19 protein-coding genes are annotated in these 16,952 nt (G+C 34.6%); 18 read left to right on the top strand and 1 reads right to left on the bottom strand.

Annotation, left to right across the window (positions count from 1 at the left end):
* The 12 genes from AC0IXC_RS22965 to AC0IXC_RS23020 form a co-directional block, all read left to right on the top strand.
* Window positions 1-186 (top strand): hypothetical protein (locus AC0IXC_RS22965; RefSeq protein ID WP_471653388.1); only part of this gene is annotated, 186 nt, incomplete at its 5' end.
* Between the two features lie 71 nt (window positions 187-257).
* Window positions 258-464, top strand: coding sequence for a hypothetical protein (locus AC0IXC_RS22970; protein WP_000879954.1), 207 nt, complete (start codon window positions 258-260; stop codon window positions 462-464).
* Between the two features lie 79 nt (window positions 465-543).
* On the top strand, window positions 544-1,149 hold the full coding sequence (locus AC0IXC_RS22975) for a WxL domain-containing protein (protein ID WP_471653389.1): 606 nt from the start codon (window positions 544-546) through the stop codon (window positions 1,147-1,149).
* Window positions 1,150-1,222: 73 nt separating this feature from the next.
* Entirely contained in the window at window positions 1,223-2,302 is a 1,080-nt protein-coding gene (locus AC0IXC_RS22980; protein WP_326996342.1) for a WxLIP family cell surface protein, read from the top strand.
* Between the two features lie 31 nt (window positions 2,303-2,333).
* Window positions 2,334-4,259 (top strand): WxL domain-containing protein, encoded by a 1,926-nt coding sequence (locus AC0IXC_RS22985; RefSeq protein WP_471653390.1) that lies wholly within the window; start codon window positions 2,334-2,336, stop codon window positions 4,257-4,259.
* Between the two features lie 40 nt (window positions 4,260-4,299).
* Window positions 4,300-4,845 carry a hypothetical protein gene (locus AC0IXC_RS22990; RefSeq protein ID WP_471653391.1) on the top strand — a complete coding sequence of 182 codons (546 nt, stop codon included), beginning with the start codon at window positions 4,300-4,302 and terminating at the stop codon, window positions 4,843-4,845.
* Complete coding sequence (locus tag AC0IXC_RS22995) at window positions 4,842-5,465, top strand: hypothetical protein (RefSeq protein ID WP_326996345.1); 624 nt, start codon at window positions 4,842-4,844, stop codon at window positions 5,463-5,465. Before AC0IXC_RS22990 ends, AC0IXC_RS22995 begins: the two co-directional genes overlap by 4 nt.
* Window positions 5,466-5,565: 100 nt before the next feature.
* The gene (locus tag AC0IXC_RS23000) at window positions 5,566-5,793 is read left to right on the top strand and encodes a hypothetical protein (RefSeq protein WP_002139707.1); all 228 of its coding nucleotides are present in this window, start codon (window positions 5,566-5,568) and stop codon (window positions 5,791-5,793) included.
* Window positions 5,794-6,248: 455 nt separating this feature from the next.
* Window positions 6,249-6,800, top strand: a complete 552-nt coding sequence (locus AC0IXC_RS23005; RefSeq protein ID WP_002139706.1) for a hypothetical protein — start codon at window positions 6,249-6,251, stop codon at window positions 6,798-6,800.
* 113 nt (window positions 6,801-6,913) lie between these two features.
* A complete protein-coding gene (locus AC0IXC_RS23010) occupies window positions 6,914-8,689 on the top strand; it encodes an LPD1 domain-containing protein (RefSeq protein WP_326996346.1) in 1,776 nt (591 codons plus the stop codon).
* On the top strand, window positions 8,679-9,995 hold the full coding sequence (locus tag AC0IXC_RS23015) for a DUF3854 domain-containing protein (protein ID WP_326996347.1): 1,317 nt from the start codon (window positions 8,679-8,681) through the stop codon (window positions 9,993-9,995). Before AC0IXC_RS23010 ends, AC0IXC_RS23015 begins: the two co-directional genes overlap by 11 nt.
* Window positions 9,996-10,125: 130 nt before the next feature.
* Entirely contained in the window at window positions 10,126-11,037 is a 912-nt protein-coding gene (locus tag AC0IXC_RS23020) for an Rpn family recombination-promoting nuclease/putative transposase (protein WP_201063543.1), read from the top strand.
* 107 nt (window positions 11,038-11,144) lie between these two features.
* On the opposite strand, the gene AC0IXC_RS23025 is transcribed toward AC0IXC_RS23020, so the two are convergent.
* A complete protein-coding gene (locus AC0IXC_RS23025) occupies window positions 11,145-11,507 on the bottom strand; it encodes a DUF6241 domain-containing protein (RefSeq protein ID WP_326996348.1) in 363 nt (120 codons plus the stop codon).
* Between the two features lie 728 nt (window positions 11,508-12,235).
* On the opposite strand from AC0IXC_RS23025, the gene AC0IXC_RS23030 reads away from it, so the two are divergent.
* The 6 genes from AC0IXC_RS23030 to AC0IXC_RS23055 all read left to right on the top strand — a co-directional run bounded on the left by AC0IXC_RS23030 (window position 12,236) and on the right by AC0IXC_RS23055 (window position 16,947).
* Window positions 12,236-12,577, top strand: a complete 342-nt coding sequence (locus AC0IXC_RS23030) for a hypothetical protein (RefSeq protein ID WP_046956582.1) — start codon at window positions 12,236-12,238, stop codon at window positions 12,575-12,577.
* Window positions 12,578-12,747: 170 nt separating this feature from the next.
* Window positions 12,748-12,936, top strand: a complete 189-nt coding sequence (locus AC0IXC_RS23035; protein WP_326996349.1) for a hypothetical protein — start codon at window positions 12,748-12,750, stop codon at window positions 12,934-12,936.
* 160 nt (window positions 12,937-13,096) lie between these two features.
* On the top strand, window positions 13,097-13,513 hold the full coding sequence (locus AC0IXC_RS23040) for a hypothetical protein (protein ID WP_326996350.1): 417 nt from the start codon (window positions 13,097-13,099) through the stop codon (window positions 13,511-13,513).
* Window positions 13,514-13,579: 66 nt separating this feature from the next.
* On the top strand, window positions 13,580-13,930 hold the full coding sequence (locus AC0IXC_RS23045; protein WP_471653392.1) for a PrgI family protein: 351 nt from the start codon (window positions 13,580-13,582) through the stop codon (window positions 13,928-13,930).
* Window positions 13,931-14,845 carry a hypothetical protein gene (locus AC0IXC_RS23050; RefSeq protein WP_326996351.1) on the top strand — a complete coding sequence of 305 codons (915 nt, stop codon included), beginning with the start codon at window positions 13,931-13,933 and terminating at the stop codon, window positions 14,843-14,845.
* Between the two features lie 2 nt (window positions 14,846-14,847).
* Window positions 14,848-16,947, top strand: a complete 2,100-nt coding sequence (locus tag AC0IXC_RS23055) for a VirB4 family type IV secretion system protein (protein WP_471653393.1) — start codon at window positions 14,848-14,850, stop codon at window positions 16,945-16,947.
* Window positions 16,948-16,952 lie beyond the last annotated feature (5 nt).

Raw genomic sequence — 16,952 nt, forward strand, 5'->3', positions numbered from 1 at the left:
AATTGGTTAAAAAACGAAGATTCACAGTTATCATCAGAAAACGGTATGTTAATCGCTTTAGCGGTAATTATTGTACTTGTTATTGGACCATTTGTATGGAAGGCAATCCAAGGTGGATATGACACAATTCTAGCTCGATTCACAAAAGCATCAAGCAATGCAAATGTGGATTCTTGGAACAAGTAATAAAATTTTAATTAGGTAAATTCTTATTCTAGTAGTTTCTTAAAATCGATATATAAAGGAGAAAAAATAACATGTTAGCAAAAATGAAAAATTGGTTAAAAAACGAAGATTCACAGTTATCATCAGAAAACGGTATGTTAATCGCTTTAGCGGTAATTATTGTACTAGTCATTGGACCGTTTGTATGGAAAGCAATCCAAGGTGGATATGACACAATTCTAGCTCGATTCACAAAAGCATCAAGCAATGCAGATGTAGATTCATGGAATAAAAAATAAGCTTTAAGGGTGTATATAAGGGGAGTCACGTATCATGTGGCTCCTTCTATAAAATAAAATAAAATTAGGAGGTATTATGATGAAATTTGGTAAAGTAATGATTCCTACTTTAGTAACAGTAGCTCTTGGCATGTCACTATTGGGTACACCTGCAAGTGCGGCGACAACAGCGGAGACAAAGCTAACTCAAAGTATAACTGGTGGCGAACATAATGTTGCTGTTACTCCAGTCAGTAATTTTAACGCTGTAACACTAAGTGGAGAAACACAAGTGACAAATGCAAATCCTGGTGTGCTAACAGTCACAGATGCAACTGGTTCAGGAAATGGCTGGAGAATTAATGTGAAAGCAGATCAATTTAAGGTCAGTGGAGATACAAAATCAAATCGAACACTTCCAAAAGGCTCTTTAGTCTTAAATAGTGGCGGTGCTGCTATTACGAAAATAGGCGGGACAAGTTCACCTAATCCGGAGTTTAAAACAGCTAACTTTATAATAGATACAGATAATCAGGTTACAATTTTAAGTGCGAAAAAAGATGAGGATATGGGAAAGTATAACGTGAGTTTTAATGATAAGTCTATGGCGTTAACCTTAAATCCACATAGTACATATGTAGAGAATAAGGCTGGTGCTACCTCATATGAGTCGAAACTTACCTATTCCATTGTAACAGGCCCCTGATTAGAAATTATAGTGCAGAAGAGATACATATTATAGATATGCTTCTCTTCTGTATATAGAAAGAAGGTGCAATATGAAGAGTTTTGCTTATAAAATTTCTATTAGTATATTAGTAGGTATTGTGTTTACTTTGAGCTTATGCCTAAAACCTTTTCATCTTGTTTATGCAGAAGAAAAACAAGATAGTCTACCATTTGATGTAAACATTCATGTTCCAGATAATCAGATAGGCGATATCAAAAACTATTTTACTTTACAGGTGAAAAAGAAACAGAACCAAACAGTGAAAATGGATGTACACAATAAAGCTAATACTTCAATCAAAGTGAATGTAAAAGTGGCCAATGCTCTCACCTCTACAAACGGAGGTATTATGTATGTGCCAAACCGTGAAGTTTCACAAAGTAAGTTAATGGATACAGATTTTTATATGGATCAGTATGTGCAAGCTCCTTCCGCTGTTACTTTAGAGGGTAATCAAACGAAGACCATAGAGGTACAACTAACGACACCTAATCAAGATGGAGTATTTTTGGGCGGATTATTGTTTGAATTAGTACAAGATACAAAATCACAGGATCTTGAAAAAGATGGACTGAACTTCTCTGTACATAACCGTATCGAATATGCGGTAGCGATACAATTGAATGTAGATGAGACTGAAAATTCTGTTGATAACGCATCTCTGAAGTTAAATGGCACAGCGATTGAATCATATCCAACACAACCGCAAGTACATGCACTTATTCAAAATACAAATGCAAATATTGTGAGGGATGTGGCAGTTTACTATGAAGTTTTATCTAAGGATAACGTTCTATTTCATGGGAATATTCCAGCATTTAATGTTGCTCCGAAATCCAAGGTAGGATTGGCTATTCCATGGAAAGCGAAAGAATACAAAGATGGAAAGTATATGCTAAAAGTCACAATAAAAGAGAATGGTGTACCCAAAACATATACAGAAGAATTCCAGATAACTGCTTCTAATGTGACAGAGTACGCGGAACAAACTGGTGCAGTAAAGGTATTGCCGACGTATTCTAATCAAACATATATGATAGTGGCTGGTGTTGTTATAGTAATCATTTCAATATTTGTATGGTGGAGAAAGAAGCATTCCAAACAGAAAGATGAAAAGAAAGCCTTTTAGAGAGCATAAAAAACGAAAGGAGGGGACAACGGTGAAATGGGGGAAGGTTTTCACTTCAATCATGCTTTTAAGTGCTTCATGCCTATTTCTTGATTCAAAAGATAATTCTATATTAGCGGATCAAGTAGAAAAACAGCAGAATGGTATTCCAACCCTCACTGCAAGTGGGAAAGAGAATGAGGTTAAATTGGAATGGGCAATTGATATCTTAGATCAAGATGTACTATGGAAAATTGATTTTAATAACCCTAAAGATGTCAATTTTATGAATGGTTGGGGAGAATTTTATGGGAATGGGAATCAAAGTTTACAATCAGAAGTCTATTATCCAAATGGTGCAGATACCAGCGGATACAAAGTATTTGATACAAAATTAGGAGGGAATCGAGTCTTATATCCTTATACAGTAAGAGAAAGTTCCATTGCTGTTTTTAAGCGATTAAACGTGCCTAATAATGCTTATATTTCCGCTACCTTTAAAGCAAAGTCACAAGGAGTAGGAAAGATTAGCTTTTATGGGGATGGAAGTTGGGAAACGGGGAGAGAGTTTGATTACTACAACGCTACTGTTTTAAAAGATGTGCCGAGCGGTTCGAAAGAATTAGAAATTAGTAATATCTCCTTGTTTCCAGAAAGAGAACTAGGCACCAACATACCAAGGGATAGAAAACATATAACTTCGGATGTAAACAAAGATGTGTATCAAGATTCTCCGATGGTAGATAAAGTAATTCCTTATCAGGATGGTTCTGGACAGGGGAAGTTAATATTAAATAGTCCTATTATGACTCCAATGAAACAAGGTGACCGCTTAAAAACAAGAAAATGGGCAGCACCTATCCAATTACCAAATAATCGTACGGTCACAAAGGATGATTCTAATAAAGACATAAATGGATGGTCTACATTTAGTATGAATACCCAAGTTGCAAATAATCCTTTTTATATTACCGAGCAACGAGGCGTAACGTTTTATATGCTTGCGTATTCAGAAGGGATTACATATGTGGATGAATTAAAAGTGGGATATGCATCAGAAGCAGAAGTATACCGAGGGAATCAGCAAATATATAAAGGTAGACTTTCTGACTATGTAGATAAAGAAGTAAGGGATCAGGCAGCACCAACAACACCTGAAGGTTTTCAAATAGAAAATAGAGAGCTAAAGGAAACAAAAGTAACATTTGATTCCGCGAAAGATGAAGGGAGTATCTATCATTATAAAATTCGTGGAGTTGGTAGGAATGGCGCTTCAGACTTTTCTAAGGAGGTTCCTACAACTGTAACAAGCGGAGTAAAGGGATATGAATATGTAGTAAATGATAAACCGGATATATCACTTGATAATGTAAGTGGTATTCAGTTTACAAATCAGACTAACATTCAGTTTCCGACGGATTATTCTAAGCCGCAATATGTACATATCCGAACAGTAGATAAAGCTGGAAATAAAAGTGAAACAAAGCATGTTTCTACCACACAAAAAGGGCATGTAGACATGCTCACTGTACCAAAAAGTGTGGAATTCAGTCCGATCCAATTAAATGGAGAAAAACAAAATTCATTTGGTACGTTAGGGAAAATCATGATACATGATAGTCGAAATCAAGCGGATGGTTGGAGATTGAATGTTACTATATCACCATTTACAGAGACAAACATATCAAAACAATTGCCAAAGGGTTCTCTATACTTGAAAAATCAAGTGAGTGTAACAAAAACAAAGGGGCCAGAGACAGGGAAACCTACTGTACAGGTTCCGAATACGCCTATTGATAATGGGGCAGCACATACCATTATCCAGGCTCCAAAAGATGTAGCGATTGGAGAATATCAAATAGATTTTGGCCAACATGCATTCCAACTTCAGTTAGACCCAGGGACAACCTATGTAGGTAAGAATAGGCAAGCTGCTTATACTTCAACGGTCACTTGGTCTTTAGTAAGTGGACCTTAATAAGCCATCTAAACATGAATGAAATAAGGAGAGAGAAAACATGGGCATGTATGTAATAGGAATACTAATAGGGTATATGATCCTGAATGTATTTACTGATTTGAAATATAGAAAAACGAAAAATATGTGGCATCTACTATTCTTAATTGTAGGTATAGCAATCACGTATTTTGATGGAGTAAGAACAGGGAAAGAGATTGTGATTGTACTAGTCATGGCCTTAGCATGTGGTTTATTATTAGAGATGTTTAAATTTTCTTCACCCGGTGATACGAAAATGCTTGTGGTGGTAGCTTTATATGTTAGCAATGTAGTAGAAGAATCTTCTATGCTTACCGCTATTACATTAACAGCTTTCCATTTACTATTCTTTTGGATTGCTAGTGTGTATCGGTTAATTAAGATTTTAGGGTTTGTGGGAGCTATTAAAGACCAATTAGAGCATGCTGCCTCTATATTTGGTGCGAAACTACCAAAGAAAGAAATACAGCTCATTCAGAGCTTTCCAGGGGCTTGTTCTATTTTATTAGGAGCTATTGTGTATGTTGCTTTCACTATATATCAAAACGGAGGTATCTGGGCTTGAATAGTAGAATCATTCATCAAAGAGAAACGTATATTTATTTCACGATATTCGCACTAGTAGGAGTACTTCTTGTAAACATGTTTATTAATATGGTCTTTATAATAGCGTATCCGTTACTTATAGGATTAATTGTACAGGTTGTCCTGCTTCAGAAGATAAAAAAGCCGTTTTATTGGAGCGGAAAAGAATTAACGGAACAGTTAAAACTAAAAAATATATTTCTAGTAGAATCAAACATATTAGGAGATGAAGAAGGAACTGTCTATGAGGTGCATCAAATGCCTTTTGCATTTTCTAATGGATTAATTAATAAAGATAAGAGCTATAAAGTCATAAAACAAGAGTATGAGAGAAAAGTCAAAGAGGATTTAACGAAAATTGCAAAATGGCAAGTTACAACAAAAGCTAGGCTAGTTACTACTACACATTTTCGCTTGTATGTGATTTGGCAGAAAAACAGTACAGGCTATCAGCTGAAAAAGTTAGAAGATTGTATTGATCCTTATGCAAAGATGAACCTTATTCAATGGGTTATTGCCTCCTTTTGTACAACTGGTCGTATCAAGTATGACAAACAGCCGAAAGATTGGTCTAGTTATGAATGGTTAGCATTAAAATAATGTAAGAGACTTAGGTCTCTTTTTCTTGTTATGGTAAATAAACTATTAAACAGTGTTTTAATTTAATATAATAATATTTAAATTGAAAGGAGGTTTAAAAGTGAATCTATCAAACTTTAAAAAAGAATATAAAATAAATTTTTTATTTTGGGGTATACCAATGTTTTTCTTTATGAACCTAATATTTTACAAAGATATTATCAAATATGTTCAAAATAAAGAGTGGTTCAACCTGATTTCAGATGTTTTTATTTCCCTATTAATAGTAATAGTGGGAACGATACTATATACAGTTTTATATTTAGTGATTTCAAAACCAAAAAAATAAATAAATTTTTATGAGAAAGAAACAAAAAAGAGGGTCATTTTATTGTCCCTCTTTTTTAAAATGACGAATGAGATACGACTCAATATCTCGTGTAGGATACTTTTATTACACAGCATTTGAAAAAAATGCAAAAGAAATGAGCGGAATATCTTGATGAAACATAAAATTGTTGAAATTCTGGTATGAATTCATTAATATAAAATTATAGTTATTGTTTAATTGATTCCGTTTATTCCCACACCTTATGTGTTGTGGTTGAGTTGTAGAAGCAAGTTGCGTCTTGTTTCAATTGTGAAAGGGCTTCTTTGAGCCGATTAGTGTATATATAGCTTATTTTGCTATGCACATTATTAATCGACTTGAAGAAGCCCTTTTTGTGTTGTTTTCAAGTCTGTTGAATTTATATGAGCCATTATCATATCGGGCAAAAATTATTATTTATGGGGGATTTTATTGTGAAAATGAGTTATGAAGTATCCATATTTTGTTCTGCACATCCAAATGACTTTATACCGAGTTTGCGTGCATTACGAATGAGAGTTACAAAAGAAGGAGCGTTTTGGGAACGAGATTGTTATCAGTTTTCTATTAAACCATCAAATTTGTCGCAACAAGAGGCAAAACAAGCAGGGGAAATCTATTTGTATCATGTCTATTTTAATGGATGTATACGAGATTTCCTTTTTTTATTGGAAAAGTGCTTTAGTGGGACGAGTTTTCGTTTTACAGCCATCCGTGGATTTTTAGAGGTAGAGGGATATTTGCTCAAGCAATGGAAACCGATTCTGCATAGCCATCATGTAAAGTCTTCAGATGTAGATTGTATTTTTAAGAAAGATGATCTTACAATGCTTGTTCATCATCATGGATGTTTAGAAGTGGTTAAGCGTGCGGAGAAAGGCGAACAATTAAAAAAAGTAAACTTTCTAAAGGTAGATAGCTGGTTACAATCACTTAATCCAACAAAAGAGGATTTATTCTCTTTAACAGGTGTAAGTGTATCGTAATGAATGATTTACAAAACCATATGGAAGTATGCAGACAGAGGGAATGACAGAAATCCGTAGTGAAAAATTACTATGAATTTCTGTCTTTTTATTTTATTGAGGAGGATTAGAGTATGAATTTATTTGAAATGTTTGATTTAGAGGTAGGAGAAAACGTAATGGTACAAGATGTGAGAACAGATAAACAAGTTCGCAATCGATACAGTTATGATGTAGGTGAGAAATTAGTGGGAGCAAAGAAAGAGATACGAGCTTTAAAAGAATCATTTTTAGTATCATTTTCTTTAGAAATTTTAGCGGAAATTGAAAAAGAATCTGCAGTAGAGGCGCTAAATGCATTGGATCGAAACACATTGATTCCATTTTCTTTTGAACAAGAAAAAGAAAATGATATCCCGCCACATGTTGCAAAGTTAAAGCAACTACTGGTAGGTAGAATAAATAAGAAGCCAATTGTAGACACACCGACTGCAAGGAAGTTGTATGTTCAAGCATGTAGAAGAATATGGAATGATATACAGTCAGTATATACCTTAGAACAATGGGTAGATCTTGTTGTTTCTTATGGTATGGAAATGAGCAACGGTTGGTCTGCATTTAGAAAAAATAAGAGTGTCACATACACATTTAAAAGAATGGTGGAAGAATATTTTGATGAGTTTGTTGATGCAGATGGTATGGAGTTATTAATACTAGGAAAGAAATTCATATCACTTTGTACAAATTCTAAAAGTATTAATTCTACGTATCATCGTGTATCACATGAACTAACATGGAATGATTTACTTACGAAAAAGGTTACGACTCGTAAGAAATCCGCAGCTGCTTGGAGTAGGAAACTGCCAGATACCCTGCAAAGAAAAGGACCAGGATTAGAACTTGCTACCAAACCTGAAGACGTAGTTGCTATGTTTGGTTTAAAAGGAATGCAATTTGGGCATTATTGCACCGAACAATATGCAAAAGAGCATATTGGGCATGTATCTGAAGCGTTACATGATTTAGCTCGTATATTGGGGATTCCACCTGAATATATAGGACTAGGAGGACGCTTAGGACTTGCGATTGGTGCGAGAGGAAGCGGCAATGCATTAGCACATTATGAACCTTCTACCAAAATAATTAATTTAACTCGTGATAATGGAGTTGGAGCATTGTGTCATGAATGGGGCCATGCATTGGATCATTTCTTGTATGATTGTAGTCATGATTTTCAAAACGGTAGCTTTGCTTTCCTATCAAGTGGGAAGAGTGTCGGGAATATCTTGCCTGCTATTATCAAAGATAAGATGCAAGCTGTGCTAGATGCCTGTAAACAAGGAAAAGTGGCCAGAGTAATTAATGTGGAAACTGCCTATGATAGAAAGTGGTATTTCTATGGTAATGTCATTAATAGTTATGATGTATGTAAGGGAAATGTGTCAGGTATTCTAGAATCATATCACTTAAGTTCGTACAGAAATCTGGATACCTTATCAGGGGCATCTAAGACGCGTATGGAACGTAAGATTGAAAAAGAATTTGAGAAAACCGCACAAATGTTGGCTGCTTATCACTATAAAAAAACAGGCGAAAAACTTAATGAAATATCTTATCAAGCGAAAGGGTCTGTATACTTTGATACAGCCATTAAGTTAGATAAGAAGAGAACCAAAAAGTATTGGTCTACGAATCATGAAATGTTTGCTAGAGCATTTGAAGCGTATGTAGAATCAGCTTTACTAAATCAAAAACATAGAAACGATTATTTAGTTTGTGATACATATTCTTTCGTATATCCGTTAGGAGAACAAAGAAAACATCTAAATAGAAGTATAAAGAGTTTAATGGAAATAGCTGTTCCATATATAATAAACAGTATACAAGGAGTGGGGAATAATGAATTATAACATTCAAAAAGGTCAATTTCGTTTAACGAGTGCTTATCCAAGAGGGAGCTGGTGGGAATTTTACCGTGTTACGTGTCCGATTTGTCATGATACAGGTAATTGCATGCTGCATGTTTCGCAAGAGAAGGTAGCATGTACACGTGTAGAAAGTAAATGGATTTACGGAAAAAACACGGGTAACCCAAGCTACATTCACTACATAAATGGAAAAGATAAGTATCAATTGCCTGAGGCGGATGAAGTTCAGATTCATGATAAGAAAAGTAATGAGGAATTAGATGTGTTTAATCGTAAGTTAATGGATTTTATACCCTTACAAGAGCATCATCATGCACATTTATTAAGAGATAGGAAAATGAACGAGGAACAAATACAAGTACGTCAATATCGTTCGTTCTTAAAACAACAAATTGTGTTAGTAGAGGATAATACGTACTCGACAGTTTGGGAGAAACTATTTGAACAAATTGGGAGAAAAAATTGCTGGCAGGGTATTCCGGGATTTTATGAGATGAAGAAAGGTCAACTTTCTCTTCGTTTGATGTCAGGCTCTTCTGGTATATTGATCCCTTTTCGAAACCAGTATAATCAAATTGTTGGATGGCAGGTTCGTGTGGATGAAGTGAAAAACTCAGTTCATGTGAAATCTGCCCCCACTGGAGTTCAAGCAGAATTAATTGAACAACCTAATGTTGTAAAGATAACTAAGAATGGTGATTGTATCTTTGAAGGCGAACTAGAAGTGAGCAAAAAAGTAGAAATTCCATTCCGAGAGGAAAGAATTGTTGTAAAGATTCATAAAGGACAAAAATACCTATGGCTCTCATCAGCAAACAAAAATCAAGGAACTGGTGCCGGAGGAGGTAGTGAAAATCCACTTCCTGTACACGTAGCGGTACCAAGCTCTCACTTGAAGCATTGGAATTCTGGTACTTTACATCAAACGAAATCAGTAATGATCACAGAGGGACCTATGAAAGCAGATCTGATTGCTGATTTGCTGCCAGAGAGATTTAATAAAGCGGAACTTTCTGAAGTAGGGACAACGGTTCTTGCGATTCCTGGTGTAAATGCTTGGCGAATTGCTATACCTGTATTAAAGGATATGGGAGTAGAAAATGTCTATCTAGCGTTTGATGCCGATTTAGTAGAGAATAAAAAAGTAAGAAAAGCTCTTATAGACTTTGCGACAAAGTTAAAGCAAGAGGGCTATAACGTTATCATAGCTGCCTGGAATCCAACGCAAGGTAAGGGTCTGGATGATACGATGCAAGCGGGATTTAAACCTGTATTTCAGAGACTATAAAAGTAAAAAATTAGGTTGATATTTTCATAAATAGGTAGGTTGAAAAAGATAGAGTTTGTAATTCTATCTTTTTCTTATACCCAATTACTATAGAGAGTTTAAATTAACTAAAAGAAAGGTAGAAGAGAATATGAATACATCTATGAAAAAAAATCTAGTAAATTTACGAGTTGATTTTGCTTTCAAGCGCTTGTTTGGAGTAGAGGGAAACGAGGTTATACTTATTGGTTTTCTTAATGCAGTATTACAATCCTCTTTAGATGAGGAAATTATTTCTTTGCATTTAGATGATCCGCATCTTCCAAGGGAGCAAAAGGATGATAAATTATCTATTTTAGATTTGCGAGCTACCCTTAATAGTGGTATAAAATTAAATATAGAGATACAGGTTCGCGACAAAAAAGACATGATCGAGCGATCTTTGTTCTACTGGGCTGGCATGTATTATTCCCAAATGACTCAGGGGATGAAGTATACAGAATTAAGACCAACTATTTGTATTAATATAGTGGACTTCATTCTGTTTCCAGAAGAAGAAGACTTTCATAATGTCGGTGTAGTCATGAACAAAAAATCAGAGCACATAATTTCTGAGAATATGCAATTGCACTTTCTAGAGATTCCAAAAGTAATTCGAGAATGGCAAGAAGAACGAATGGATCCATGGGAGGATATATTAGCACGTTGGCTATTATTATTTCCTGCATATGAAGATGAGAAATTAACTACAATCCTGGAGGGAATCGCGATGGAAAAAGATCCAGTTTTGAAAAAGGCAATAGAGGATTGGGAGCGTTTAAGTAGTGATAAGGACTTTTTACGCTTATATGAGGCGAGAGAGAAGGCAATCAAAGATAGAATATCAGAAATAGAGACGGCAGAAGAAAAAGCCGCGGAAAAAGCAGCAAAAGAAGCTAGAATAGCAACTAAGATAGAGATGATTCACAATTTAATTAATGTCGGTGTACCTATTGAGAAAGTAGCGGAAGCCACTGAATTAAGTGTGGAAGAGGTTAATGAAATTCTAAAAAATAAAGAGTAAATATAAATGATATAAAACAGGTAATTGTGATTACAAACAATTACCTGTTTTTTTATGTTTTTTGTTAATAAACAACTATTGTATTTTAGCTATTATTAATGGAAGCATTAATTTATCTCCGGATTCTGTTTTTTACTCCACCCTACAATAGAATTTCCTGAATAAGTAAGATTCCTTGTTAATGTACTATTAATATAAGCTACTTCTTCTTCCGATGACAAAATTGTAAGTGCCTCACCAATCTGTCCATATTGTAAGCTCCAAACTTTATTATGTTGTGAAACGGCATCACTATAGTCTCCTTTTTCCCAACTTCTTAAAATTTCCTTATATGCAACTTCTGAAATGAATTTATGATTGTTTACTATATTGTGTAGACTTTTTATACGTTCTTGTGTAATTAAAAGAAATCCAAATTTTTCTTCAGCGCCAATCTTTTGGTGAGACATTTCATGTATAACTTTTTGCACTTCTTTTTCTTCCCATTTTCTTTTTTCATTAAATTGGCTATTTTTTAAAGAATAATTTCCGTTATCTAGTTTTACTGCATCTTGAAAAGGACTCTAGTACAGGTCCTTTTCAAATATTCGCAGCCACGGCAATTAAAGCAAGAGGGTGGGCCGTATACAATGGATATTTAGAAGAAGAAATTCTTGATCCTAGTAATCCTACTCATTTAAGGGTTATTTGGGAAGCATTACATACAAGTCCAGATTATAATATCGAGACTGCGGCTTGGGTCTTAAAATGGGGTGCTATTCATCTCCTTGGATTTAGTGTTAATATGCTTGAATATAATGTTAAAGAAATACAAGAAACATTGTCACGTTATAACGGAACGGGAGATGAGGCTTATGAATACGGATTAAGAAATTCCGAGATTTATAAAGGCTTTGAAAAATATAACGTGCTTAGTAGATTAGGAAGGTAGTTATTAGTATATATAAGTTTTTTAATATGGTATGAAATTGTCGTTTCATACCATATTTTATTTATATAGCATAATAGGATTTAGAGTAATTTAATATCCATGCTGTTAATACATCTTGAATCTAATAGATAAGCCAATAACTTTTGATATTCCAGGTAAAGCTTTTCTATTTCATTCTCCTAATATGTAATAGTTAATACTCTTTTTTTATTCTTTTAAGGTGCAGTTTGGAAGAATTCGTCTATAAATTCTAGAATGAAAGCATAAGTGAAAAGCCCAATTGGCAATGAGTTTACAAATAAAGCGAAAATTCTTATGACTAATTTTTCTTTGCTGAACATTGAAATGAAGCTTAAAGGAACTGCAAATAATGAAGCAAAAAATGTAACTGATATAAAGACTTTTAATATTGATTCTACATTCGCATTGGAAGTTAGTGCTGAAATGCATAAGGATATTGGTATAATTGAAATTGTAGCTAATGCTATTAAGAATGAAATTTTAGTAAATATCTTCAAATTTTCTCTTTTCAAAAAATTACCTCCATTCACTAAAAACATAATTGTATTGGTTTTTTACCTTCAATTCATAATAAATCTCTTAAATTAAGTATACAATAATATATTGAGCTATATTCAATTTAATTACAATGATAAAGAAGATATGATATATATATACTAATTATAGTATTCCCTTTAAAATACAACACTTAATTGTGTAATTTTTACATATTTAAGTGTTGTATTATTACATTATAAAGACTATAGAGGTAACGTATTATGCAAAAGAAAAAAGAAGCTTATTATGTAAATGTGTATACACTTAGAGACAAAACTACAAAATCCATAAAAATAGAAACATGGCGTTCATTTAAAGAAGAAAAGAATGTTTTAGGTATTACGGACAGTGACATTTTCCAAATTCAAATGATCTTATACGATCCAAACAAAGAAAATAAGCAAAAATAAAAGCAAGATGGCAGAAGAAATGTCTATCTTGCTTTTATTTTTGTTAAATATGTAAAGAAAGTCTTGTGTTTTAAAAATCGTATTGCTATAATATAAATGTAATAGGATTTAACAATAAAATAAAAAATTAATCAGTTCGCATATAAGAGAAGACCTCAATATGCGCCATGTCCTTAGGGGACGTGTGCGTATATTGGGGTCTTTTTGCGTTTTGCGAGCAAAAACACCCGGAGGTGCAGGAATTATGTTGAATTGGTTGTCTGCAAAACTTATGACAACATCAGTAGGAGATTTCTTACTGGCAAAAAGTAGTTTTACGAGTGGTCTTGGAAAAAGTAGTGGTACGAGTGCGCAAACCGTTCAAAATAGTATGAATACCCTTGTAAAAACATTAATTGGTTTTGGTGGTATTTGGGTAGTTGCTTGTGTTGTATTCGCAAGTATTAAACTATCAGGTGCACAAGGGAAAAACCCAGAAAATCGTACACAAGCTATGCTTGGTTTGGCTTGTGCGGCAATTGGAGGCTTTATCATGATCAAAGCGTACGACATCGCTTCTTGGGTTACAACAATCTAACATAAGAGTTTATACAAGCTCTCCTCTATTTGGGGAGAGCTTCTCTTATACAAAGGAGAAAACAGAATGAGAAAAGTAACTGTTCCTGTTGATATGACTTCGGAACAAAAAACACTGTTAGGTGTGCTGAGTAAACGTCAATTAATTTATCTATTAGGTGGCGGGGCGTCCCTATATTTATATGTACCGTTCTTATGGCGGCTATTTGCACCTATTGATGTGGTGGTAGCATTTTTTATTTGCTTAATTTTAGCACTACCGACGGTAGTAGGTGTGATAGCATTTGCGTTTATTTATAAAGAAAAACAACACATGTATCTAGATAAGTATTTACTTATTAAAATGCGTAGCCGTTCCGAAAAAGGGAAGTGGAGAAAAGGGTACGAGCCAATTATATGGGTAAAGGAGAATCTATAGATGTTAGAGATGATATATTTTGCGGCGATAGCCATTGTGGGATTTTTCTTTTATCGAAAAATGAACGGGAAGCCGCTGTTTGGATTTAAGAAAAAGGGAAAGAAACAGGGGGGAGTAGAGCAGCATACTGCTGATAAAGGTGGAAAGAAAAACAAAAAGAATGCGCCTGCCGAATCGACAATTGATGAGGACAATGTAGACTTCTTTAGCAATTTTGTAGAGGACATTAAGGAAATTGACAATCATATGATTCGATATCATGATGACACATTTGTCCTAATCGCGGAAGCACATCCAGTAAACTATTACTTACTTTCCAACATGGAACAAGAAGCAATTGATATCAAAATTGAATCATGGTTAACAACATTAGAGTTTAATACAAAAGTATATATCCAAAGTAAATTTGTAGATTTAACAGATCCTGTACGAAAAATGACAGAAACGATGAAAGGTGCGAAGGACCTTACACCAGAGACAATACTATATGGTCAAGAAGTTATCGATAACTTAGAGTACTGGCAATGTTCACAGCCCCGATATGAGCAAAAACGTTATTTAATTTACCCATACAAGGTGGATATTAGTACGATTACAGCTGATACAGAGGAAGAATTGGAAGAAAAGATTGTAGATAAAGCGTTTAACGAATTATATCGTCGTTATAATGCTTCGCGAAATTTATTATCAAAAGCAAAAATTAATGTAGAAATGTTAACGAAAGATAAATTGATAGAACTCTTATACGTATCGTTTAATCGCCGTAAAGCTGTGAAAGCGCGTTTCCAAGATTTAATTGAAAATGAAAACTTCTCTCTGTATTCAACAGGTGAAACAAATGAGAGAAAACTAGAGTTAATAAAGAAAGTTCTAGCAGAAGAAAAAGCTGAAAAATCAAATAATGGGGTGGCGTGAATATGAAGTTGTTTGGAAAGAAGAAAAAAGAAAAAAAGAAATTAGAAGCAGAAGAGAAGGATGAATTGGAACTAGAGGAGGAAGAGCAGGAGCAAGAAGAGGTACCCACTCAATTAGATAATCAAACAACCGTGTTTGATGTCATTGCCCCAGAAGGCATGAAAATTGATGCAGAAGACTATGGGGTGATTAAGCAGTCTTTAGGAAGTAATACCTTCTTCCGTCCGTTTTATATTCCACGTGATGGATACCCTCGTATGATGCAAACCAATTGGTTGAACATGTTAACTTCAGCTGGGGAAGTCGATGTCATGATTGATATTCATAAAGAGCCAAAAGCGAAAGCGATGCGATCGTTAGATATGCAGCTAACGATGTTACGTTCAAACCTTTCTTTCCAACGCACAAGAGGAAACATTGACCAAGAAAAAGACTTAGATGCAAAAATTCAAGATACAAACAATTTAATGGATGAAATTCAGTTTAATGAGAATGACTCCTATATGGTGAGTACGATGGCTGTTGCGTATGCAGAATCAAAGAAAGAATTAGACGTTTTATGTGAGTATCTTGAGGATGAAATGCAAGCATCACACTTTAAGATAGCAAGTACTTGGAATCGTGTGAAAAGTGGTTTGAAAGCGGTTATGCCACTAGGTGCACCAAACACTTTGCAAGATACATATCGAAATATCGATAGACGAGCCTTATGTACATTTGCACCGTTTGTGTCAGGATCCGGAAGATTTAATGGTGGTATACCAATAGGAAAGAACAAAATTACTGGGCAAATAGAATTTTTAAATTCGTTCGGGAATGCAGATTATCGCCCACCAAATTATAACATTGGTGTGACCGGGATTTCGGGTTCGGGAAAAAGTTTACTTTTAAAAATGAAATTAGCTCGTGAAACGTCACTTGCAGATACACATGCAATGATTATCGACCCAGAGGGAGAATTCGTAAAGATTACAAAACGTCTAGGCGGTATTAACTTAAATATTTCACCAGAAAGTAATATCATTATTAACCCTTGTGCAATCGCGGTAACAGAACTTCAGATTACAGATAAAGATGAAGAATTAGAAGCACTTGAACAATATGATAAGAAAGAACTCATAGAACGTGATGGCGTGAAGTATGTAAGATTCGTACCAATTTTAGAGAAAATTAATGAAATACTAGGATTCTTTGACATTATTATTCGCGGACAAGATTTTGATCAACCAGGATTAAATGTATTCCAACGTACGATGCTGGAAGATGCGATTCGCGAAGTGTTTGATAAACATGGCATTACTTCCCACCCTTCATCTTTATATACAGATGAAGTGAAAAAAATGGATGGACAATTAATTCAGTCTCAAGTGAGAAAGCCTGAGCCAGAGTTAAAAGAAATCTACGATGTAATAGTAGAACATCATGGGGACGATGTGAAAGCAGAAGAGTTAATTGCCGCGATTCGTCCGTTCTTACGTGATGGTTCAAAACCATTATTTGATGGACAAAGTCATTTTGGCCGTGGTGTGGAAACACAGTTAAATGAATCACGTGTTGTTAACTTTAATATTAGTCATTTAGAAGAAGGATTCTTAAAACCAATCGCCTTCCACGTTATCCTGAACTATATCTGGGAGCATTGGATTAAGAGCCCAGAACACGCTATCAAACGAAAAGTGTTATATGTGGATGAAATGTGGCAGTTTATCGACTATGAACAAACAGTTAACTTCTTAGAAAAAGTAGCACGCCGCTCTCGTAAGAGAAATGCAGGTATGTGTTGGGCAAGTCAGGACTTTGTTCGTATTTTAGAAAATGTAAAAGCACGTGGTATCTTGCAATCTACTTTCTCTTATTTCTTCTTAGAACAAAATAAGATCGATAAGAAAAAGATCCAAGAAAACTTTAACTTAACTGCTGGGGAGCTTGATATTATTCTCAACAACCCAGGAAAAGGAGAAGGAATTTTCCGTGTAGGAGATAGTTCGGTTTGGATTCAAACAGATCCATCAGACAAAGAAATGATGTTCATTGAATCGAATGAAGCAGTACTACAAGAGCTTTTAAATAATATGAAGCAAGTACAAGGGTACGCAGGGTAATAGCG

This window comes from Bacillus sp. AC266, assembly GCF_979253805.1.

What these genes read in the sequence shown, in the direction of transcription:
- AC0IXC_RS23040 (WP_326996350.1), top strand. Translation starts at nt 13,097, where the DNA reads ATGCGCCATGTCCTTAGGGGACGTGTGCGTATATTGGGGTCTTTTTGC.
- AC0IXC_RS22990 (WP_471653391.1), top strand. Translation starts at nt 4,300, where the DNA reads ATGGGCATGTATGTAATAGGAATACTAATAGGGTATATGATCCTGAAT.
- AC0IXC_RS23035 (WP_326996349.1), top strand. Translation starts at nt 12,748, where the DNA reads ATGCAAAAGAAAAAAGAAGCTTATTATGTAAATGTGTATACACTTAGA.
- AC0IXC_RS23055 (WP_471653393.1), top strand. Translation starts at nt 14,848, where the DNA reads ATGAAGTTGTTTGGAAAGAAGAAAAAAGAAAAAAAGAAATTAGAAGCA.
- AC0IXC_RS23050 (WP_326996351.1), top strand. Translation starts at nt 13,931, where the DNA reads ATGTTAGAGATGATATATTTTGCGGCGATAGCCATTGTGGGATTTTTC.
- AC0IXC_RS23045 (WP_471653392.1), top strand. Translation starts at nt 13,580, where the DNA reads ATGAGAAAAGTAACTGTTCCTGTTGATATGACTTCGGAACAAAAAACA.
- AC0IXC_RS22975 (WP_471653389.1), top strand. Translation starts at nt 544, where the DNA reads ATGAAATTTGGTAAAGTAATGATTCCTACTTTAGTAACAGTAGCTCTT.
- AC0IXC_RS23015 (WP_326996347.1), top strand. Translation starts at nt 8,679, where the DNA reads ATGAATTATAACATTCAAAAAGGTCAATTTCGTTTAACGAGTGCTTAT.
- AC0IXC_RS22970 (WP_000879954.1), top strand. Translation starts at nt 258, where the DNA reads ATGTTAGCAAAAATGAAAAATTGGTTAAAAAACGAAGATTCACAGTTA.
- AC0IXC_RS23010 (WP_326996346.1), top strand. Translation starts at nt 6,914, where the DNA reads ATGAATTTATTTGAAATGTTTGATTTAGAGGTAGGAGAAAACGTAATG.
- AC0IXC_RS23020 (WP_201063543.1), top strand. Translation starts at nt 10,126, where the DNA reads ATGAATACATCTATGAAAAAAAATCTAGTAAATTTACGAGTTGATTTT.
- AC0IXC_RS22980 (WP_326996342.1), top strand. Translation starts at nt 1,223, where the DNA reads ATGAAGAGTTTTGCTTATAAAATTTCTATTAGTATATTAGTAGGTATT.